Origin of the sequence: Bacillus sp. SN1, assembly GCF_002796895.1 — a bacterium.
Classification (GTDB): Bacteria; Bacillota; Bacilli; order Bacillales; family Bacillaceae; genus Bacillus; species Bacillus inaquosorum.
In genome coordinates this window covers 83,620-107,507 of record NZ_PHIE01000005.1, presented here as the reverse complement: position 1 = coordinate 107,507, position 23,888 = coordinate 83,620, and the positions used below count along the sequence as shown (strand labels likewise).

Annotated in this window: 4 protein-coding genes; all 4 read right to left on the bottom strand. The window is 46.3% G+C overall.

The annotated features are described in order from the left end of the window. Position 1: 1 nt before the first annotated feature. The 4 genes from CVV77_RS16970 to CVV77_RS16955 are packed head-to-tail and all read right to left on the bottom strand — an operon-like array spanning position 2 to position 23,876. Positions 2-7,555, bottom strand: coding sequence for a type I polyketide synthase (locus CVV77_RS16970; RefSeq protein ID WP_100275991.1), 7,554 nt, complete (start codon positions 7,553-7,555; stop codon positions 2-4). Between the two features lie 17 nt (positions 7,556-7,572). Continuing rightward, positions 7,573-12,099, bottom strand: a complete 4,527-nt coding sequence (locus CVV77_RS16965) for a type I polyketide synthase (RefSeq protein ID WP_100275990.1) — start codon at positions 12,097-12,099, stop codon at positions 7,573-7,575. After that, positions 12,092-14,761: a non-ribosomal peptide synthetase gene (locus CVV77_RS16960; RefSeq protein WP_100275989.1), complete on the bottom strand. Its 2,670-nt coding sequence runs from the start codon at positions 14,759-14,761 to the stop codon at positions 12,092-12,094. Before CVV77_RS16960 ends, CVV77_RS16965 begins: the two co-directional genes overlap by 8 nt. 19 nt (positions 14,762-14,780) lie before the next feature. Continuing rightward, positions 14,781-23,876, bottom strand: a complete 9,096-nt coding sequence (locus CVV77_RS16955; protein ID WP_100275988.1) for a hybrid non-ribosomal peptide synthetase/type I polyketide synthase — start codon at positions 23,874-23,876, stop codon at positions 14,781-14,783. Positions 23,877-23,888 lie beyond the last annotated feature (12 nt).

The following is a 23,888-nucleotide window of genomic DNA, read 5'->3' as shown; positions in this document are numbered from 1 at the left end:
TCTATTCGCCGCCTCTCAATCTTTTATCTCGCTGATTGCGTATCCGTGTTTTTCTCCGTCCCTTGGATACAGCTGCCATTTCTTCTTTATCCTCTTCACTTTCCTCTTGATCAGGACTGATAAATTGCGCTAAAGCAGCTACAGACGGGTATGTGAATAAAGTCACCACAGCCTCGTTGGTTCCCAATTCTTTATTTAAACGGTTTGTCACTTGTACAATGTCTAAAGAGCTGGCTCCCAAATCAAAAAAGTTATCATGTATGCCGACTTGCTCCAGACCCATGAAATCTTGCCAAATGCCGCATATGACCTGTTCTGTTTTGTTGCGGGGGGCGACATACGGATTATTCAATTCAGGTCGGGTGTGTAAGGCGCCCGTCTTCTTCTCCTCTTTCGCTATGCTATCGGCATTCATGGATATCCATTGCTTCATTCTGTGTCCCAAATCACCTGTTGAAACTAATAAATGGCGATTGTTGATATCTGACAGCACATATTGAAAAAGAGCTGCTCCTTCTTCAGGCAAAATGGCAAGTTCAGCAATAGATTCTCCGATAGTAGATTCAAGCTGGCCCCAGAAGTTCCATGCATCCCAGTTCACACAAACCCAAGGAGTCTTGCTGCGCTGATTTACCCTCGCCGCAAAAGCATCCATATAAATATTCGCTGCAGAGTAAGCTGAGAAACCGAGACCTCCAAGCAAAGCACTAATCGATGAAAATAAGAAACAAAAATCTATATTTTCGTTTTCTAATAGAGATTCAAGCACTTTCAATCCTCTGACTTTAGACTGGAACTGGTCTTCTCCGCCTTCAATCGTTGCAGGTATATCTGTAATCGCCCTGAAAGACGAACTTCCCGGAAGCCCGGCAGCGTGAAAGACGCCGTTCAGCTGGCCAAACTCAGTATGAACCTTTCTCATAACAGCCTGCATATCCGACAGGCTTCCCGCATCTGCCTGTAGAGCTGTCACCTTTGCGCCTAACCGTTCCAATTCTTTTATTTTCAGGATTTTCGCGGTAATCGGATCATCTTCCTCATGTTTCTCGCACCAGCTTTCCCACTGGCTGCGCTGCGGAAGTTCACTTCTTCCTGTCAGAATCAGACGGACGTTTCCTTCTTGTGCAAGCAGCTTTGATAACACAAATCCGATTCCGCCAAGCCCTCCCGTAATAAGATAAACACCTTTCGGGCGGATCATATTCGGCAAGCCGGACGCTTTATTTAACTGAACAGGCTGATACATCTGCACCCATCGGCGGCGGTTTCGGTATGCGATCATTTGATCCTCGCCCGCTGCATCAGTTTCCGTCAGGATTTGGTCAATCAACTCCTCTTCTTTCCATGTCAATGTATCCGGTAAAGGAGGAATGTCGATGTTCCAGCACTTCAAATGGTTATATTCCTGCGGGATGACTTTCAACGGCCCCAAAATCGTCGATTTTTCAGCATTGATTTGTTCTTCTCCAGTCACCTCATGAATCCCGCTTGTCAGCACAAACATATTACATTCGTTCATTTGTTTTTGATTAGATGCCGCCTGTGCAGTAAAAATCAAACTATAATAGCCGTTTTCACTGTACGTGCTGAAAGTTTTGAAGGATTCCCCTTGCTCCGAAACGCTCCACAGATGCATCATACAGTTTGGAAGTAGCCCGTCTGAAGCAAGTGAAGAAAATAAACGCTCATAATGTGTCCCATCAGCTGGATTGATGACATACAATCCGCTGTTTATTTTTTTGAATTGTCGGTCTCTCGTGACAATTACGGTCTCATGTCCTTTGCGGCGTATCGCTTGCACCAGCCGATCTCCAAAGGCTGTTCCTTCATGGAAAACCAGGGTTTTTCCGCCTTCAGCTGGCTGCTCTTTCTTTCGGCTGTCAGCGGACTTAATCTTTCTTTCCCATGACGGCAGATAGAACCATTGATCCATCGGTTTCTTTTTATTCCATTCATCAACTGCGGTGAAAGCAGCCGCATTGTCAGCCGCTTCTATCCAATAGCGTTTTTTCTCAAAAGGATAAGGCGGAAGCGATATCAGACGCTTAGGCTTATCACCGCCATACTGCCTCCAGTCAATTTCACATCCGCAGACCCAAAGCTGACCTAATTTCTTCAAGAAATAGGAATGATCATGCACTGGTTCTTGAACATGTCTGACAAGATTGACGATGTCATGCTGGCTAGATCTCTTCTTATGCCTTCTGGCAAATGTGCTTAACGTGCTGCCCGGTCCGACTTCTATTAACAGAACGTTATCGTCACTCAAAATCTGTTCTAATCCTTCATGGAAGCGGACTGTGCCTCTCAAGTGCTGAGACCAATAAGCCGGGTCTGCTGCTTGTTCCGGTGTTATCCATGTTCCCGTTACATTCGAAACAAAAGGAATCCGAGGGGTGTTCATATCCTGTTGCTTTACAATCGCGGCAAATTCCTCAAGAATGGGTTCCATCATATAAGAATGAAAAGCGTGAGAAGTATGCAGGTGGCGGCCGGCAACGCTCTTTTCTTCAAGAAGAACCGCAAACGTCTCAATGTCTTCGCTTTTTCCGGATACTACGCATAAGTCATGAGCATTGACAGCCGCAAGTGACAGACTGTTCGTAAGCAGCGGCTGCAGCTCTTCCTCTGATAGCTGAACACTCATCATTGCTCCAGATTCCAGCTGCTGCATCAGCCTTCCCCGTTCCATTACGAGCGTTAAAGCCGTGTCTAATGAGAACACGCCTGACAGGCATGCAGCAGTGTATTCACCAATGCTGTGTCCAATCATATAATCCGGTGAGATGCCTGCACTTTGCAGCAGCTTTGCGAGCGCGTATTCAAAGATGAACAGCAGCGGCTGCACAATAGCGGTCTCCGTCAGCTTCGCCCCATCATTTGAATCTGGGAAGACGATCGCCTTCAAATCAATTTGATGTGACTTCTGTGCGAAGGCAAAACAGCGGTCCGCTTCTTTCTGAAATACAGGTTCAGCTTCATATAAATCTTTCATCATATCAATATACTGAGAGCCTTGCCCGGAGAACATAAAGGCAGTCGGGCGCCCGCTGTGTCTTTGATAGGCTGTGAGCTCTGCACCGCTTTCCCATTCCGTTGATTTTGAGAGCACGACCGCTTTTCGGTATGAAAATTGTTTTCTGCCGACTTGCAAGGTGTATGCCACATCCTCTAACGGAACGTTTGGATGCGTTCGAAGAAATTCCTTCAATCGATTTGTCATCCGCTCTAAGGCTGTGTCTGTTTTTGCTGACAGAACTAGCAAATGCCGCTGGCTCTCGGAAGCTTCTCTGCCTGACTCCGGCTCCTCTTCCAGTACAATGTGCGCATTTGTGCCGCCAATTCCGAAAGAGCTGACACCCGCCCGCCTTGGATCAGCGGATTCCTTCCAGAATGTCGCCTCGGTATTAACATAAAATGGCGTCTGGTCAAAATGAATATGCGGATTAGGTGTCGTATAGTTCAAGCTTGGCAAAATTGTTTTATGTTTTAGCGATAAAACGGCCTTAAAGAGTCCGGCAATCCCGGCAGCGCTGTTTAAATGTCCAACATTGCTTTTCACTGACCCGATTGGAATTGACATTGGCCTGCCACTTTTAAAAACCTGGCTCAGCGCTTCCATTTCGATTGGATCACCCATTTTTGTACCGGTTCCGTGAGCTTCGATATACCCTACTGTGTTCGGGTCAATCCCTGCATTCTCGTATGCATTCTTTAACACTTCGGCCTGGCCTTCAACGCTCGGGGCGGTAAAACCGACTTTTCGGCTTCCGTCATTATTCATTCCGACCCCTTTTATGACCGCATAAATGGTATGCCCTTCTTTAACGGCGTCCTCATATCTTTTTAAAACGACAATTCCCGCGCCATCGCCAAAAACTGTGCCGCCTGCATCCTCATCAAAAGGACGGCAATGCCCATCAGGTGATTGAATCATGCCATCCTGATAAACATAGCCTGACCGCAAAGGGGTGCTGACAGTTACGCCTCCCGCAAGCGCCGCGTCACATGCTCTGTTTTGCAGCGCTTGACATGCCGCTCCAATATTGACTAAAGAAGTGGAGCAGGCTGTTTGCATTGTAATGCTCGGCCCATGCAGGTTTAATTTATAAGCCAGCTGGGTACTGAAAAATTCTCTGTCATTTAACAGCATGGAACTGAACTGTTCAGTCCCATCCAGTTTCCCTGCGAAACGTGTAATCCATTCGAGGTTCGGACTTGTCCCAGTGTAGACGCCGATTTTCCCTGTTGCCCGCTCAGGGTCGCAGCCCGCATCTTCTAAGGCCTCCCAGGCACATTCATGTAAAAGCCTGAATTGCGGATCCATCAATTCTGCTTCTCTTGAGGAATATTGGAAAAAATCCGCATCAAACATATCAGAGCCCTCGATGATCCCCTTCGCTTTTACATAATCGGGGTGCTGCAAGAGCTGGTCATCAATGCCTGACGCTTTTAATTCTTCATCCGTAAAGAAGCTGATCGTTTCTTTGCCGTTTACGAGATTATTCCAAAACTCATCCAAATTGCCGGCTCCCGGAAAACGCCCTGCCATACCGATAATCGCGATATCAGATCCCTGACCGTTCGGACGGCGTTGCGACACCTTTTGGTGCTGCGTCATTTCTGGCTGCCCGGCCTTCGTTTGAACCTGTTGATGAAGATGCTTCGCCAGGCTGCGAACTGCGGCAAATTGATAAAGCAGAACTGGTTCCACCCTCCAATTCAACTGGTCTGTTAATTTTGCCGCTAATTGAGAGATATCAAGCGACGTAGCCCCCAGCTCAAAAAACGGCGCATTATCGTCAAGCACATTGAATCCAAAATGCTTTATGACAATTTCTCTGATTGTCTTTTCAATAGCAGATAACGGCATTGCACGAAACGGTTCTGCCGGCTGGTGAGGCTCATCTTCTTCAAGTTCAGCCAGTGCTAAGCCGGCTGGCAACGGGAAATGCTGCTTTGTAAAAGGGTAAGTCGGCAGAGCTAACCTTTTATTATGCTGAGGTTCATGCAGGACGCTGAAATCAACCTCAGACCCGAGACTCCACAACGCTCCGTATATATGTAACTTTAAAACGTCTGTGTGTCCTTGTGTGCCGAGATCACCTGTCATGCCAATTGATTGGCGCTCTGTAAACACTGATGCCCCCTGAGTCAAACGCAGGTCTATGCAAACAGCAGGTTCCTCCCGCAAACAAGATGAGATGTGTTCAAAAAACCGTATCGGCTTGCAGATTTGGCCGGCCCAATAACTGGCATCCGCTGCTTCGCCATCTGTTATCACTTTTCCAGTGACAGATGAAACAACTGGAATGTCTGGTGACTTCATGTCCAGCGTGCCAAGGAAGTGCATGAATTCTTCCGCAGCGTCGACCAGCAGATCCGATTGATACGCGATATCCCCATCAAATAACTCAGCAGCAATCCCTTTTTGTTCAAGCCGCGCCTTCAGCTGATACACATCCTCTGGCAAACCGGAGACGGCACAATACCGCTCATCAATCAGCGCAAGGGATAATGATTTTTCTAAGTATTGAACGATATCCGATTCTGACAGGCTGACACCGAGCGTTTTTCCTGCCGGCGACATACTGATTAACTCTCCGCGTTTATATGCGGCTGCGGCCCCTTCTTCAAAGGAAAACATCCCTGCCGCGCAGGCCGCCGTAAACTCCCCGAATCCCCGCCCGATAAAGCGGTCTGGTGTTATGCCGATGTACTGTAAGAAACGGACTGCGGCGTATTCCATGATGAACGACAACGCATGGACCAATCCCAGATTTTCCTCTTCCCGGTACGTTTCTGGAGCAGAAATACATGCTTTAAAGAAGCTGAGTACATCCTGCTGAAAAGCATTTTGCACCTTTTCGAGGCAAGCATCGACTTCTTTTTTGAACAGATTTTCCGTGCGGTACAGCTGCGCATATCGGCCAAAGCCCTCTTGAACGTCTCCCGCAAATACAAACATGGTGCTGCTTGGAACAACCGCCGATTCGGTGATTTGTTTTTTATGCCGATGTTCAGAAAGCTGATCAAGCAGATCCTTTTGATGTGAAGCAACAAAGGAGATTCTGTACTGGAATTGCTTTCTGCCAAGCTGTAGCGTACGGGCTATGGCTGGCAGCGGCGCTTCTGGGTTCCGGCGAAGAAAATCAGCCAATTGATCCATTGAACGGGTAAGCTCCTGTCTTGTTCTCGCAGAAAGAACAACGAGCTCAGGACCGCCGGCTGGCATTTCGTCAGTATGAGATGGGGGCTCTTCAAGGACAACGTGAGCATTAGCGCCGCCGATTCCAAAGGCGCTCACGCCGGCTCTTCTCGGCCCTTGCAGAGATTCCCATTCAGTCAGCTCTGTATTGACAAAAAACGGCGTGTTCTCAAACTTGATGCGCGGGTTCGATTTTTGATAGTGAAAAGCGGGCGGCAGCATTTTATGATGGAGCATCATAACGGTTTTTATAAATCCCGCTACCCCGGAGGCGGCGTCCAGATGCCCGATATTCGCTTTGACAGAACCAATTCGGCAATATCCTTTTTTATCTGTATTGAAAGCGCGGGTCAGCGCCTCAATTTCAATCGGATCTCCGACAGGCGTTCCTGTCCCGTGGGCCTCAACATAACCAATAGTTTCCGGTTCCGTTTCCGCCATCTCCATAGCTGTGGCAATAACATTCGCCTGGCCTTCAGCACTTGGAGCCGTATACCCTGCCTTGTTGTTTCCATCATTATTAATTGCAGAGCCCTTGATGACCGCATAAATCACATCACCCTCAGCTTGTGCGTCTTTCAATCGCTTTAACGCCACCACTCCGGCTCCTTCACCAAAAATGGTTCCGTTCGCCTTTTCGTCAAACGGACGGCAATGACCATCTGCTGAATAGATCATTCCTTCCTGATAAAGGTACCCAGATATATGCGGCAGGCTCAGGGTAACACCTCCGGCTAATGCAAGGTCACATTCTCCTCCAATCAAGCCCTGGCACGCCATATGTATCGCGACAAGAGAAGTCGAGCAAGCGGTTTGAACTGATACACTCGGCCCTTTCAAATTAAGTTTATAAGCGATTCGTGACGCAAACGACGAATCATTTAAATGCATGATTTGAAAAGCGTCTTCATTCTTATGAAGAGAAGACATATGACGGCCCATCCAGGACAAATTGCTGGAAGCACCAGCATACAGCCCGATCAGCCCGTTAAACCGTTCAGCGTCACAGCCCGCATGCTCCAGCGCTTCCCAGGTACATTCATGCATGAGTCTGATTTGCGGATCCATCAAGGCAGCTTCTCTCGGTGAATAGCCGAAAAACTCTGCGTCGAAGTCAGAAACCTCATCAATGATCGGTTTTGCTTTTACATATGCCTCTTGACGAAGCAGCGTCTCATCTACCCCGGCTTCTTTTAGTTCTTCATCGGTAAATTGAGTGACCGATTCTATTCCTTTTGAAATGTTGCTCCAATACTCATCAATATTTGCCGCGCCTGGAAACTTGCCCGCCATACCGACTACCGCTATTTCCAGTCCTGTTTCTGTCCATTGTTTCTCGTCAGCCATGGAAATCAGCCTCCCATCTATTTTCGTCTCATTCGCTGTTTTCGCCGGTTTTTCCCTTCATTTATGGCTTTTTGGCGATCTGGCTCTATTCCTTTTATGTGCAAGTCATCACCGCTTTGCTGTGCTTTGACGGCTTGGGTTAATGCTGCAACCGTCGGGTGGGCATACATCATCACAACCGGGATATCCACGCCAAGCTCGTTTTTGATTCTCCCGCTCACCTGAAGCAGATCAAGTGAAGAGGCTCCTAATTCAAAGAAATTCATATTTACATCTGTCTCAGAATGAAAATAATCTTTGAAAATATTCATTAACCTTTCTTCAAGTGTGTCCAAGCGGTCTTTTGTCAGCACATGCGCTGCGGTTTGTCTGTCCTCTTTCACATAGCTGTCTTTCATTCGTTTGTTTACATCCTGCAGCGAAATCAGGACTTGCGGGTAGCGCAGCTGCAAAGCTCTCATAAACGCTTTCGCACCTTGGGCCGGCAGGATTCCTTGGTGTTGCTCCTCTTTGTCCGCTATCTTCGAAAGAATGGCTGCCGTTTCTGATTCATATGCCATCCCTACTTGTTCCCAACGGTCCCAGTTAACCGTCACCATGTTTTCACCTTCTTTTCGGCATGCGTGAGCATAACTGTCCAAGAATGCGTTTGATGCAGCGTAGCCGACTTGGCCCCCCGCTCCTAAAAATGAAACAAGAGAGGAACAAATGAAGAAGAAGTCCGGCTGTTTGTTTCTAAGCGCTTTTCTTAACAGAGCGGTTCCTGTTATTTTGGCTTTCGCCATATGCCTCTCATCGTCTGGTGTCCTTGCGTGAATCACTTTGCCATCAGGAATGCCTGCTGCATGAATAACGCCATGAACGGCTTGTCCGAAACGAGATTCCACCGTTTGCAAGGCTTTTTGAAGCTCTGCCTCGTCTGAAATATCCGCCTGTAATACCAGCACCTCTGCTCCAGCCTTCTCGAGCTCTTCCACAGCCTTGAGTTTTTTGGCTGTATCGTCATTTGCTCTTAGTTTATCGGGCAGTCCCGTCCGGCTTAGCAGCACAAGCTTTGCTTGAACTGTTTCAGCTAAATGAGATGCAAGAGATAATCCAATCCCCCCAAGGCCGCCTGTAATGATATAAACTCCTTTATGCCTGAGATTGCCGGCCATATCAATCTCATCTTGCTTGCCCGGCTGCTTCGCCTGCCGAATCCATCTGCTGTTTCCGCGATAAGCCACAATAGGCTGATCATCCTCTTTTTTAAGTTCATAAGAAATCATTTCAGGCCAGCTTGATTGACCGAGTCGCGGGTCCGGACAAAGATCAACAGCTTTACAGCTGATCTGCTTATACTCTTGCGGAATGGTCAAACAGACTCCGGTCAGCGCAGCCTGATGAGGCTGAAGATCCTCCATTCCCGTCACATCGTGAGCTTGATTGGTTACTACGGTCATGCTGAATCTTTTGTTGCTCTCTGTTCCAAGTAAACGGACAAGATCAAGGAGAGGAAGATAACCGGCTATTGTGTGCTCTGCAATATCTCCATCATGACAATCACAGTCTTGCAGCCACATCCAGATGATTTCATCAGGGATAAACCCCCTTGCATTCAGTTCATCCAGCAGCTTCCGAAAGTGGGCCGTATCACGATGGTTTACCGTAAACGTGTTTCTGTCTGTTTCCGCAAAGTAATCACCCGGCTGGACAGACACGGCTTCCGCCTGCTGTTTTAGGAGATATTGGCTGACATCACTGTTTTCTTCAAAGACAAGTATCCTCTTTCCTTGATGAGTGAATGTCTCATTGACTGGTTCCATTCGTTCCCAGAACGGTACGGAAAACCACTTATCAAAAGGAAGCTGTTTTTCACTTGAAGCAACGTTTAATTTCAATTCGTTTTTGATCTTTTCTTCCATGCCGCCCTGAGATGTTTGCGGATCGGGAAATACTTGATGCTCAAAAGGATAAGTCGGAAGCGGGACCCTTTCGTATGAGCCCCCCTGGCGAAAGTGCTCCCAGTTCATGTTTACACCATGCGTCCAAAGCCTGCCGATGCGGTTTAACAGATAGACACGATCAGATGATACTTCCTTTGGATGCCTGATCATGTTTACCGCAGCATGTTGCTCCGTCATAAAACCCTCATGTTTTCTCACAAACTGCGTCAACGTGTTTCCTGGCCCGATCTCAACAAATACAACATTGCCCATTTGTAAAAGTGTGTTCAGCCCTGAATGAAAATCAACCTTTTCCATGATTTGCGAAGCCCAGTATTTCGGATCTGCGGCCTGCTCTGCTTGTATCCAATCGCCTGTCACATTTGAAATAAACGGAAGGCCGGGTGCTTGGAATTCAATATTATGCAAAATATCAGCAAAACGAGATGCTGCCGGCTTCATCATGCTTGAATGAAACGCATGGGACGTTTTTAAGTGCTGAATTGCCACTCCTTTCGACTGAAGGCGCGCGGCAAAAGCATTGATTGGCTCCATAAGACCTGATACAACCGCTAAATCAGAGCTGTTTGAAGCCGACAGCTCAACCCCCTCTGTCAATTCCATTTCTGTCTCTCTGCTAGACAGTCTGACGCTCAACATTTCTCCCTCCGGCATTTCCTGCATCAATCGGCCTCTCATCGCAACCATATGAAGCGCGTCTTCCAATGAACAAATGCCTGACAGACAGGCTGCCGTTAATTCCCCTATGCTGTGGCCAATCATGTATTGCGGTTTTAAACCTTTTTTGCTCAAGAAGGACGCCAGCGCATATTCAAAAGAAAATAAAATAGGCTGCGTATATGAGGTTTCATGGATAAGCTGTTCGGCTTCTTTGCTTTCTGCTTCATTAGTCGGAAACATGATGCTTCTAATATTGAGTCCTTCCTCAGCTTGCAGAATGGTAAAACAGCGCTCCAGCTCCTCCTGGAATACGGGCTCCATTTCATACAGTTGTTTCCCCATATTGACGTATTGAGAGCCTTGCCCGGAAAACATAAAGACAACTGCCGGCTTCTCCAGCGCTATTGAAGAATTTGCCATATCGCTTGTTATCCCTAAAGGACCAGCCGTAAATGCCTGACGATACTGAAAATGCCTGCGGCCCTCTTGCAGTGTATATGAAACGTCTTGGAGCGGTACCTCTTCATTCTCTTTTATAAATTGCTTGACCTGATCCGCGGCCTTCATTGCAGCTTTTTCAGATCGGGCAGAAATAAGCATAAGGCAGTCTTCATGATCCTCTTGATGACGTCTTTCCTTCATCGGAGGCTCCTCCATAACAACATGAACATTCGTGCCGCCGATCCCAAAGGAACTGACGCCCGCTCGAAACACCCGGTCAGATGCTGTCCATTGTTTTGCTGATGTGCTGACATAAAAAGGACTGTTTTCAAAATCAATTTTAGGATTGGGCTTTTTGTAATGAAGGCTTGGCGGCAGGGTTCTCGCTTTGAGACTCAGCGCCGTTTTAATAAACCCCGCAATTCCCGCGGCGGAATCCAAATGACCGATATTTGTTTTAACAGAGCCGATCGCGCAGAATTGCTTCTTTTCTGTTTGAAACGCTTGTTTAAGCGCCTCTATTTCAACTGGATCTCCTAACGAGGTACCCGTGCCATGCGCTTCGACATAAGAAATACTTTCGGACTCTACACGGCTGATGTTCAGTGCTTTTCTAATGACATCTGCCTGCCCTTCGATACTTGGCGCTGTGTAACCGACTTTACGGCTGCCGTCATTGTTATATGCTGATCCTTTAATGACAGCGTAAATATGATCTTGATCCTTCAGCGCCTGCTTTAAGGTTTTCAGCACTACAACACCGCAGCCTTCACCCCCGACTGTCCCTTTTGCTTCCGCGTCAAATGCGCGGCAGCGGCCGTCCGGCGACATAATCATCCCTTCTTGATACATATAGCCCTTTTTATGGGGACAAGTCACCGTTACTCCTCCGGCCAGCGCCATTTTGCAGTCGCCGGTAAGCAAAGCTCTGGATGCGAGATGCACAGCGGTCAAAGAAGATGAACAGGCTGTATCCACTGCAATACTCGGCCCTTTCAAATTCAATTTGTATGAAATTTGTGTATTCATAAAATCCTTGTCCGTCAACTGAACAGCAGCAAACTGCTCAGAAGAACTGCTGCTTCTCAGCAGCATTGAACTTGCCTGCCAGTACAAATTCGCAGACGCAGCGCCGAATAAGCCGATAGGCTGTGAATAGGTTTCGGGATTATAGCCAGCGTTTTCAAGGGATTCCCACGCGACTTCATGAAACATCCGCACTTGCGGATCCATTACCTCGGCTTCGCGCTGTGAGTAGCCGAAAAACGCTGCGTCAAAGTGGTCATGCCGGTCTACTTTTCCTTTGGCCCTGACATAATTCTTATGATCGAGCTGTTCTTCAGGCAAACCGGCTTCCATAAGCTCTTCTTTTGAGAAAAATGTAATGGATTCCGTGCCCGTTTTGATATTCTCCCAAAACTCTTCAATATTATTGGCACCGGGGAAACGGCAAGCCATTCCGATAACCGCTATTTCTAAGCCTGTTGTTTTACTCATCAGAAATCCCGCCTAACAGTTGTGCGACATTTTCTAAATCCTCCGCTGCCTCTTCCCCACTCTCAGCATTTGCCTGAGAACCCTCAGACTCCGTTTGCCGGCTGAGCTGGGCAGCTATTGCCGATACGGAGGTATATTGAAACAGCTGAACAACAGACAGCTCTTGTCCAAACTGCTCTTTCAATTTGTTCGATAATTCTACGATGTGAAATGAGTTTCCGCCGATATCAAAAAAGTTATCTTCCATGCTGATATCAGATTCAGGTATATTCAAAATGCCAGCAAAAATGGAAACCAGCTTTTTCTCAGTTTCATTGTGCGGTTTTATGACCTGCTCGTCAGATTCAGGCTCTTCCATAGGATCTGGGAGCGCCTTGAGATCAAGCTTCCCTGACAGGTTCATTGGAAATGAGTCCACGCGGATGAATCGTCTCGGAATCATATAACCCGGCAGCTTTTCTCCTAAAAACCCTCTCATTTTTCTAGTTTTCAGTTTTTGATTGGAAATGAGATACGCCACAAGAAACTGATCATCTGGTTCCTTTTGAACTGGAATAATCACCGCGTCATGAATGATTTGTCCCGACTCCCGGTAATCAAGCAAGGCTTTTCTAATCTCATCAAGCTCTACTCTGAATCCTCTTATTTTTACTTGATCATCATACCTGCCAAAAAATTCGATTAAGCCGTCAGAACGCCATCTCGCCAAGTCGCCGGTATGATAAAGCTTGCCGGCAGGAATATGCTGCGGTTCTGTAAATTTTTCTGCCGTCAGCTCTGGCTGACAGATATATCCTCTTGCCACCCCATCTCCGGCAATGCACAGTTCTCCGTATACGCCAATGGGCACAGGCTGTCCGCAATGATCTAAAATATAAATCTGTTCATTCGGCATCGGCCTGCCGATCGGTACGACGGGTTCATTCCAATGCTCAGGTATGGTAAAAGCCGCTGACTGTACAGTACATTCCGTCGGACCGTAATTATTTGTCATCACCGGCTTATCATCACGAAATGTTTGTAAATATTGCTGAACCAATTGGGGCGGCAGAATTTCGCCGCCAGCCATTATTAACTTCAATTCGTCAACGTGATGCGGCTCTTTCTCAGCGGCTTTGAGCATTAGGCGCAAATGAGAAGGTGTCGCATCTGAAATATGAATGCGGTTCTCCTCATAAAAAGACCACAGCTGCTTTCCATCCATCCTTGCATGATCGGGTGCAATATATAAGGTGTGTCCAAGAAGCACTGCCGGAAATATCGTTTGCACGGATGCGTCAAAAATATGTGAAGCAAGCATGCCGATGCGGAAATGCTCTTGTGAAAACGGCTGAAAATGAAGGCTGTCTATGCCATATACTAAATTGATGACTTGACGATGCTCCACCATCACGCCTTTCGGTTTTCCTGTTGTCCCTGATGTATACAGCACATAAGCGAGATTTTCAGGAGACGGCAGACGCCCATGCTCCGCCGCCCCTTCAAATTTCATCATTTCCTCTATAAAAAAGCTTTTTTGATCCTCAGCAGAAATGTCATAATCCTCGTTCGTGATCACAAACCGCGAACCGCTGTTTTTCAGCATATAATCCATCCGTTCGGACGGCATATTTACATCTATCGGCAAATAAGGACATCCTGCTTTCAATATGCCTAATATGCCAATAACCATTTCTGCTGAGCGATGAACCATCAGCCCCACAGGCTCCTCATGACGAACACCTTCTTTTATCAAAAAAGCAGCAACCCGGTCTGACAATTCATCAGCCTCACCGTATGTGAAGCTGACATCTTCATACACAATTGCAGGCTGATTAGGTTTGAGAGCTGCCTGTTCTTTGAAGAGATCGACAATCGATTTTTCTTTCGGATAGGGCTGATTTGTGTGATTAAATGTCGTGATGATTCTCTCTCTCTCCTCACGAGAAAGTAACTGCAGCTCAGTGACCAGAGTCTCAGGCGCCGACAAAGCCCGGTCCGCAAGCATACAAAAATGGCCGGCTATCCGTTTAGCAGTATCGAATGTGTAATGCTTCAAATTCCAGCTCAACTTTCCAGTCAATGTCCCTCCATCACGCTGAATGGAAATAAGTATATTCGTGTCCAGCGCTTTCAAAGAGGACGGCTGCTGAAGATCATTCATAGCAAGGGAAATGCCGAAGCGGGGCTCCCCTTTTTTATGCAAAGGATGAAGCTCGTCCAATAGTATTTTCACAGGATAATTTTGATGGGCATACACTTCTTGAAAAGCTTGTTTCACATGCTCTAGACAGTCTCTGAAATTCATAGAAGGATTGATTTTCACCAGCAGCGGAAGAAGATCATTGATCACCGGCTGTGTTTCCCGCTGTCTCAACACAGGGGCCGACGCCATGATATCCGTTCTTCCGCTGTACCTGTGCAGCAATGTGACTGCCGCAGTCATAAAAATGATAAACATACGCAAATCTGAAGCTCCGGATGCCTTTAAGATGGCCTTTTCCAGCTGAGCCGGGAATGAAAAAGTGAATGAAGCTTCTTCATCGTTTTGATCAAGAAGCTGTGAATCATAAGGAAACCGGCAGTCCGACGGGATTTGAGATAATAGAGAAGTCCAATATTGCCGCTCCTTCACTTTTTCAAGAGCTGCGGTTTTCAATTGAAAGACATCGGTTTGGTTCATTGTTATTCACCTATTTCTGCTAGATTTTCAGATCGTCTAGTTCCAGCAACGATACCTTTTCTAAATCATTGATGCCTGAAGTCAGGTCAATATCCTTGAGAGCGGTTTGCTTACAATCAATCACGGCTGACAGCACCTTTTTAATCCCTTTCGCAACGCTTTCAATGGTTTCTCTTGTAAACAGCTCAGTGCTGTATTCAATGACAGAAGATAAACCGTTTTCGTCTTCTGAAGCGATCCAAAGCAAATCAAACCGGGAAACCGCTGTTTCATATTCATAATCGGTTAGTGTGATCCCGTCTACCTCTAAAGCAGGCTGGCTTAGATTCTGCAGAGCAAAAACGGTATCAAAAATATGATTCCTATTTAACGTCCTATCTAACTTCAAATCTTGAACCATATGTTCATACTGATAATCTTGATGATCAAAGTCATCAATCACCAGCTGCTTGACATGGTGCAGAAATTGAGTGAACGTCATCTCTTTTTTCGGATAAAACCGGAGCGGAAGCATATTAACGAATATACCGATGATCCGCTGCAGTTCCTCCTGCCTTCTTCCTGCGACCGGAACGCCGACTACAATGTCGGACTGTCCAGTGAGCTTGTGCAGCAGGATTTGATAGATTGATAAAAGTCCCATAAACAGCGTGGCATCTTCATCGGCCATAATGGATTTAAACGCCTCAAGCTCTTTTTTGCTTATATAAAAACGATAATGGGCGCCGGCAAAGCTTTTGACATCAGGTCTCTGGTAATCAGCCGGCAGCTGAAGCTCCCGGAAGCCGTCAAGCCGTTTCAGCCAATATGTTTTCACCTCATTCAGATCCTCAGACTGAAGCATCTGATTCTGCCATTCTGAGAAATCTTTATATTGCAGTTCAAGCGGTGCAAGCTCTTTGCCGTCATACAGATCCATAAATTCGCTGACCAAGATATCCTGAGATAAACCGTCAGAAATAATATGGTGCATATCGAGCATCAGAATATACTCGTTTTCAGAGTTCTTAATAACACCAGCTCTCATCAGGGGAGCCTGATCAAGCTGGAACGGCTTTAAAAAGCTGCTGATGACTTCTTGTTCTTTTTGGTTTTGCCCTTCCTGGCCTGCCACATTTGATAGGTCAAAAAAGTCTGCATGAAATTCCGCATGCTCAGCTATGCACTGCATAGGAACACCGTCTATTGCTTTAAAGGATGTTCTTAAACTCTCATGACGATTAATCAATTGCCGGAACACATTCTCAAGCCTTTGCATATCAAGTTTTCCTGCAATCCGGCCGGCAGTGAACTCATTGTAGCCAGTGCTTGTTTGATCTAACTGCTGAACAAGATAAAGCCGTTTTTGCGCTGAGGATAACGGATAATAATCCCGTTTTTCAGCTTTTTCTATCTTTCTGTACAACTTCTTGTCGGCTTGGCTGATAAATTCGGCCATCTGCCTGATCGTCGGAATGTTAAAGAAATCCGGCAGCGCAATTTCCACATTGAATGCTTGATGAATAATGGAAATGAAAGTAATCGCCTTTAACGAATCCCCGCCCATCTCAAAGAAATCATCGTCTATACCGATTTGATCAATCTTAAAAAATGACTGCCAATGAACAAGGAGTTCTTTCTCCATATCAGTTACTGGTTCAACATATTCAGCGGTAAGTTCTGGCCGCCCGTACAGCGAAACGTCCTCTTGCTCTTCACCGTTAGGCTGCTGCAGACGATTCACATATTTTCGTATCCTCTCCTGCAGATCCGTGGCAGACACTACAATCTGATCCATATGATCAAATGTGAAAATTTTCTCAAAAACCTCTCTGCCCTCATGCGCACGAATCAGGGTATTTTCTAAATCCCCTCCGACTGGAATATCCGGTTTTTTGCCGTCTTCAAATTCCCAGCCGTCTAAATTTAGGGCTGTCCACTGAACAGGATGCTGCGCATTATGTTTATATACAAAGGCATCAACAAACTGGTTAACCGCAGTATAGGCGGTAAATCCAAGTCCTCCCAATATCGGAGACAAGGATGAAATCAAAAAGCAGAAATCAAGCGGTCGATCGGCCAACACTTTTTCTAATACCGCAACGCCCGTCATTTTTGCTTGAAAGTGAGCATTCGAAAAACTTTTATCCGTTTGTTCCATCATCCTGAATGATTGTTCGCCTGTTATTCCAGCTGCATAAATTACACCATGAATGGAGCCGTACTTACGTTCAGCCATATGAACCAGTTCAGACATATCCGCTTCACAGCTTGCATCCGCAGCAACAGCAGTGACTTCTGCGCCTGTTTTTTCTATCTCATATATTGATTTTATTTTTTTAACGGTTGGATCATCCTCAGCATGCGTGCTGATTAAGGACTCCCATTCACTCCGCGGCGGTAGGCCAGAACGGCTTGTCAGAATAAGTTTTCCTTTTGTTTTCTCAGCAATGGTTTTTGCAGCATGTAAACCGATGAAGCCCAACCCGCCAATCAGAATATATACGCCTCCGGGACGAAGGTGCCCCTGCGATGATTCTGCAGGCACGGCTTTGTGAATAAAGTTCCTGGTGTACCTTTTATTACTTCTATAAACCGTTAAGAGATTGCCGGATTCGGTCATCAGCTCTGATCTGATGAGTCCCAGCAGCTTGTCTTCTTTCCAGGAATCTTCTTTCTGTCTGTCTATATCAATCACTCGATAGCGAAGGAACGGTGTTTCCTGAGATATGACCATACTCGGCCCCAGATGTACGGCTTTCTCTGGATACAGCATGTCTTCTCCGCCAAGCTGATACGTAAGGGACGATAACACAAAGATCGAAATGTCCTGCTTTGTTTCTTTCTTTTTCAATGCTTGCCCTAAGTAAAGCAAAGAGTAATAGGATTCGTTTTGCATCTGCTCAATCCACTCGGCAGCAGCGGTTTCATTCTTCTCTGCCAGCCCCCAGAGGTGCAAAATCCGGCTGTACTGAATCTTTTCCTTCTCCAACACTTCAAAAAGACGGCAGTAATCTTCCGCAGAGTCTGGGCGGAGTGTGTACACTCCTTTTTCAACCTGCTGAAAGTTATGCCCTTTTTTAACGATGACACAAGAAGCACAGGTGGATTGCAGCCCCTGAATAAGCTTATAGGAAAAATCTCCATCCTCCATGAAGACAAGCAAACGTTGTTCCGTCGCTTCAATCTCGCGGGAAATCGGCAGGATTTCTTTTTCCCATTGCGGCAGATAAAACCACTCCTGAAGCGGGAGCTTTCCTCCAGAATGTTTTTTGCCTTTTCCGCTGGCAGTATGTTTCCGTTTGTGCCAGAAGGATTCCTTTTCAAAAGGATATTGAGGCATAGTAATTTTTTCAGGGTGTCTGCCCTCGTGCAGCCCGCGCCAATCAATGTCCGCGCCATACATCCAGAGCGTGCCAATTCTGCTGAGTAAAAATTGGACATCTGACATACTCTGTCTGCTGTGTTTCAGCACATTGCAAACATGCTGGCGCAGCTCATCGTTAATCGATCTCTTCACCAGCACACTTAAATCTTGTCCCGGGCCGATTTCGATAAAAATAGCATCTTCCTGCTTCGTTAACACGCCAATACCCTCGGCAAAGCGAACAGTTTCAGTCATGTGCCGCTTCCAATAGTCATAGTCCGCAGCTTCTTCATCCGCTATCCAGTCTCCCGTTAAATTCGAGAAGAAAGGAACACCCGGTTTTTGATAAGAAATGCGCTTAGCCGTATTTCCAAATCGTTCAGCAGCGGAAGCCATGACGTGCGAGTGAGCAGCAATTGAACCTTTTACTCTCATACAAAGCACTTTTTTGGCTTTTAACTGTTCTTCAAATGCGGAAATGTCAGACTCAAGCCCCGACACAATGCAAGAAGCGTCATTAACAACAGCCAATGAAATGCAATCAGGGAGAATCGCTTTCAGTTCTTCCTCTGGCATTGGCACGCTTAGCATGATGCCTGACGGCGCTTCGTGCATCGCTTGTCCACGTAAGCTGATTAGCTTGATGGCATCGCTTAGCGTAAACACTCCCGATACCGCGGCAGCCGTTAATTCACCGAAACTGTAGCCGATCATAGCCCATGGCCGCAGCCCCCACTTCATCAGCAAAAGTGACAGCGCATATTCCAGCATAAAAATAGCCGGCTGGGCATATTTCGTCTCTTGAAGCTTTATCGCGGCAGCGTCTTCATCCTGCTGGTCAGGGTATAGAATATTCTCAAGCCTCTCACCGGTCGCTTCATAGAATTCTTGAAAACAGTGATCCATCGTCTCTTTGAAAAACGGCTCCTCCGTGTACAGATCCCTGCCCATGTTCACATATTGACTGCCTTGGCCCGAGAACATGAAGATCAATTTTTTCTCCTTTTTTTCCTGAATCCGCGACATTCGGCTGAGTCCTCTGTCCTTCTTCTCGGAAAGCAGGCGGATGACATCCTGTCTGTCCTTTGCCACAAACATTTGCCTATAATCAAAGTGCTGTCTTCCGGCCTGCAGCGTATAAGCGGCGTCTGCTGCATTAAGCTCAGAGTTCCTTTCCATGTGTTCGAGCAAAAGGTCTTTCGTTTTTTCTAAAGCATTCATCGTTTTTGCTGAAAGAGGAAACAGCTGATACGAACGCGAATGTTTTTCACGTTCACTGACAGGCGCTTCCTCCAGAATCACATGGGCATTGGTGCCGCCCATACCGAATGAGCTCACGCCTGCTCGTCTTGGGTTATTTGTTCTCTTCCACACTCGGAGCTTGTCATTCACTAGGAAAGGACTGTTTTGAAAATCAATATTCGGATTCGCTTCTTTAAAATGAAGACTAGGCACAAGTTGTTGATGCTGCAGAGAGAGAACTGTTTTAATAAGACCCGCCGCTCCGGCAGCAGCATCAAGGTGTCCGATATTCGTTTTTACGGAACCAATCCGGCAAAACGCGGTCTTATTTGTTTGAAACGCTTTAGTTAAGGCTTCAATTTCAATTGGATCTCCGAGAGCTGTGCCTGTCCCATGGGTTTCCACATAGCTGATGGTTTCCGGTTCAATCCCCGCGTCGGCAATCGCATCTCTTATAACCTCTGTCTGGCCTTCCACACTCGGCGCATTGAAGCCTACCTTTTGGTCACCATCATTGTTGACCGCAGATCCTTTTACAACCGCATAGATCCTATCGCCGTCAGCCAAAGCGCGGCTCAACGATTTCACTGCGACAAATCCGACACCATCGCCTCCTACAGTGCCTTTCGCGTCTTTATCAAAGGCTCGGCAATGGCCGTCTGGCGATTTCACCATATTCTCTTGATAGATGTAGCCTGACTTAACCGGGTGGAGAATGGACACACCGCCTGCGAGAGCCATATCAGATTCTCCATTCAGCACTGATTTGCAAGCCAAATGCAGCGCGACTAAGGAGGTTGAACAAGCTGTCTGCAGGGTAATGGCTGGACCTTTTAAATTAAGTTTATGAGCAACCCGTGTGCTGATCGTATAGGTATCATTTAAAGAGCCGATTTCAAACAGCTCTGACATCCTGCCGTCTAATGAGTCAGCGAAATGCTGGAGCCATTGAAAATTTGAGGTTGTTCCTGTAAACAAACCGATTTTTCCTTCATATTCAGCTGAAACACACCCTGCATCCTCCAGCGTTTTCCATACATACTCATGAAGAAGACGGATTTGCGGATCCATGACCTCTGCCTGTCCCGGTGAATAGCCGAAGAAGGAGGCGTCAAATAAATCGGGGCCGTCGATGATTCCTTTCGCCCTTACATAATCAGTTCTCGTAAATGTTTGTTCATCAATGCCTTCCGCAAACAGTTCTTCATCAGTGAAAAAAGAGATGGATTCCTTGCCATTTTGCAGGTTATGCCAAAATTCATCTATGTTTTTAGCTCCGGGGAAACGCCCGGCCATCCCGATGATGGCGATGCTGTCATCTGAAGGATCCTTCCGCTTTGATATGAATGGTGTTTTCTTTTTTGATTGCTCTTCATCATGACCTGATAAGAATTCAGCAAGCATCTGAACTGTTGGACGGCGGAACATCTCAACCATCGGAATACTTTTTCCCGTTTCCTTAGAAAGCTGCTGATTGACTTGGATCAAATGCAGGGAAGTGCCGCCGATTTCAAAAAATTTATCCTGAACATCGATGCTGTCTTGACCAAGTACACGTTTCCAAATCTCCAGCACCATCTTTTCTGTTTCAGAAGCTGGTGCTGCCGCAAGTGCCTTTCGTTTTGTCTCTGCAGCAAGCTCCGGCAGTGCTTTTTTATCCAGTTTTCCATTGGCCGTCAGCGGCATCTCATCCATCACAATAAATCGGGATGGAATCATATATTCCGGCAAATGACGGCGCAAGTATTCACGCAGCTGCTTTTCATCAATCGTCTCATCAGTGAAAAGATAAGCAGCCAGGCACGGTGTCTGGGACGCGTCCTTCTTCACGACAGCCGCCGCCCCTTTTATACGTCCGTACCGGCAGAGCCAGTGTTCAATCTCCCCGCTCTCAATCCGATAGCCCCTAAGTTTGATTTGGTCATCGTTTCTGCCTAAAAACTGAATGGTTCCATCCGGTAAAAAGCGGGCTGCGTCCCCTGTTTTATACATTTTTTCTCCGGGTTTAAAAGGATGAGCCACAAAGCGCTCTGCCGTCAGTTCCTTCCGGCCTAAGTAGCCTTCTGCCACTCCTTTTCCGGCAATATATAGTTCTCCCGCTGCTCCCTGGGGCAGCAGGTTCATATGTGAATCAAGAATGTATATATCAGTATGTGCTGCAGGCCGGCCGATCGGCACATACAGATCTTTATCCCTTTCAGATGAGTAGCGGTGAATCATGCAGCCGACTACCGTTTCCGTCGGGCCATATTCATTAAAAATTTCAATTTTTCCATCGAAGTTCTCTTCAATTTTCGCCGCCAAGGAGGTTTCTAATTGCTCTCCCCCCAGTATCAGGCACTTCATCACACTGTCCTGAAACGGCATCCCGGAAATGAAATGCAGATGGGACGGCGTTAACTTCATAACGTGGGCTCGATTATCTTTCAGAATTTGTTCCACAAGAAGCTGCTTGTTTGTATCCCGATACACAATAATTGCGTTTCCGGTTATAAGCGGGGTAAAGATAGAAGTTACTGTTAAATCAAAAGATAAAGACGTATAAAGGGCAAAATCTCTATTATCACCTCTTACATATTGCTCGGCGGCCCAGGAAATATAATTTTCAAGACCAAGATGCTTAACAAGCACCCCTTTTGGCCTGCCTGTTGTTCCAGAGGTATATATACAATACGCAATATCCTGCGGACCGTAATGTTTCACCAGATTGCTGTCGTTTCCTTGATAAAGGCTCTGATCGGTAATATCTATTTTCACACCATCGTACGAGTAAACCAGCCCCTCAATATCCTCTGTCAGCAGCAGGTTTACCCCACTGTCTTGAAGAAGATATTCAATTCTTTCCGGAGGATAATCGGGATCAACCGGAACATAAGCGCCGCCCGCTTTTAATACAGCGAGACAAGCGATCACCATTTCAATTGAATGTTCTGTTAAAATACCGACTCTTTGTGCGGGTTTGACTCCCTGACTTTCTAAAAAACGGGCGAGCTGATTCACTTTTTTATTTAATTGATCATAGGTCAGGGATTCCGAGCGAAACTCCACAGCAAGAGCGTCCGGCGTCTTTTCTGTCTGCCGTTCAAACAAATCAATAACAGTTTGATGTTCGTTGCCGGTCAGACCTTTATAATTGCAAAACTCTTCAAGCTGATAATACACCTCATCTTGTGAAAGCATATTCAAGCGATGCACAGATCTGTCTGCCGGATACTCAATCACTTCCGATAACAGGTTGAGAAAATGATCCCCCAGCTGCTTCACTTGAAGAGCAGACATGACACCGGGATTATATATAAATGAAAAATGGATATGTTCATCAAAAGCTTGTACACTCAATGTCAAATCAAACTCAGTTTGTTCAAACATGTCATATTGTTCGATTGAAAGAGGAAGACTGTTTGACTTAAGCATCTGATCAAGCGGATAATTTTCAATCACGACAATCGTGTCAAATAATGACTGCTCAGCCGTCAGCCCCGCATATGTTTTTAAATCAGACAGCGGTGTATGTTCATATTCACTTCTTTTGGCAATCTGCTCATGTGCAAGCTGAATCACATCTAAAGGCGTGGATTGAGGCGCAAAGCGAAGACGAAGCGGAATGGTATTAATAAACAGCCCCGTCATTTGTTCTATTCCCGGTACATCGGCGCTTCTTCCTGACACGGTTGTCCCGAACACCACTTCTTCTTGATCAGAATATTTCTTTAGCAGCAGACCCCAGACACTATATAGAATTGAAGCAAGCGTAACTTGCCGTTCAGAAGCGAGTGAGCGAAGAGCTTTCCCTGCTGAAACCGGAAGCTGTATTTCATGTTTAGAAAAAATAGCATTTCGCTTCCCTGGTCTTTCTGTATTCGGCAGCAATTGTACAGGTTCCCAGTCTTTCAATAACCCTTTCCAAAATGACGCCTGGCTGTCTTTTGTTTTACGCTGCTGTTCCTGCTGCCATTTCACAAATGCTTGATATGACGGTTTTTGAGAAATAACAGGTGTTTGACCCATGGATAACGCTTGATATGACTCCATCCACTCTTTGAGGACAATCCCCATGCTCCAGCCGTCCATCAGGATATGATGAAAGCTGATCATCATCCAGATTCCGTTTTCTTCTATTTGATAAAGCGTGACACGAAAAGGTACTTCTTGAAGCTGAAACGGCTCTTTCCGATCACGCGCCGCAAGCTCCTCCTTTAGCTTTTCCTGGGAAATGCCTTTCTCGAACGAGATGCTCTGATAACGGATATCTATTTTGTGATGCTTTAATATAACTTGAATGGGCTTAGCTGTTTCCTTCCACCTAAACACCGTCCGCAGCATTTCATTTTGCTGAACCGTTTGCTGCCATGCTTTTTCAAAAAGATCACGGGCTGGTTCGCTCTCTAGTTTTATCAGCATTTGTTCAAAATAAGCATTACCTTCCGGCTCCATTAAATGATGAAAAAGAAGACCTTCCTGAATGGTTGTCAGTCCGAGAATGTTGGCTATGTTATTTTTATCTATTTTATTCATTTGCTCACTCACAGAATCCTCTCC

Excerpts from the sequence above, each read along its gene's own strand:
- CVV77_RS16970 (WP_100275991.1), bottom strand. The coding sequence starts at position 7,555 with ATGGCTGACGAGAAACAATGGACAGAAACAGGACTGGAAATAGCGGTA.
- CVV77_RS16965 (WP_100275990.1), bottom strand. The coding sequence starts at position 12,099 with ATGAGTAAAACAACAGGCTTAGAAATAGCGGTTATCGGAATGGCTTGC.
- CVV77_RS16960 (WP_100275989.1), bottom strand. The coding sequence starts at position 14,761 with ATGAACCAAACCGATGTCTTTCAATTGAAAACCGCAGCTCTTGAAAAA.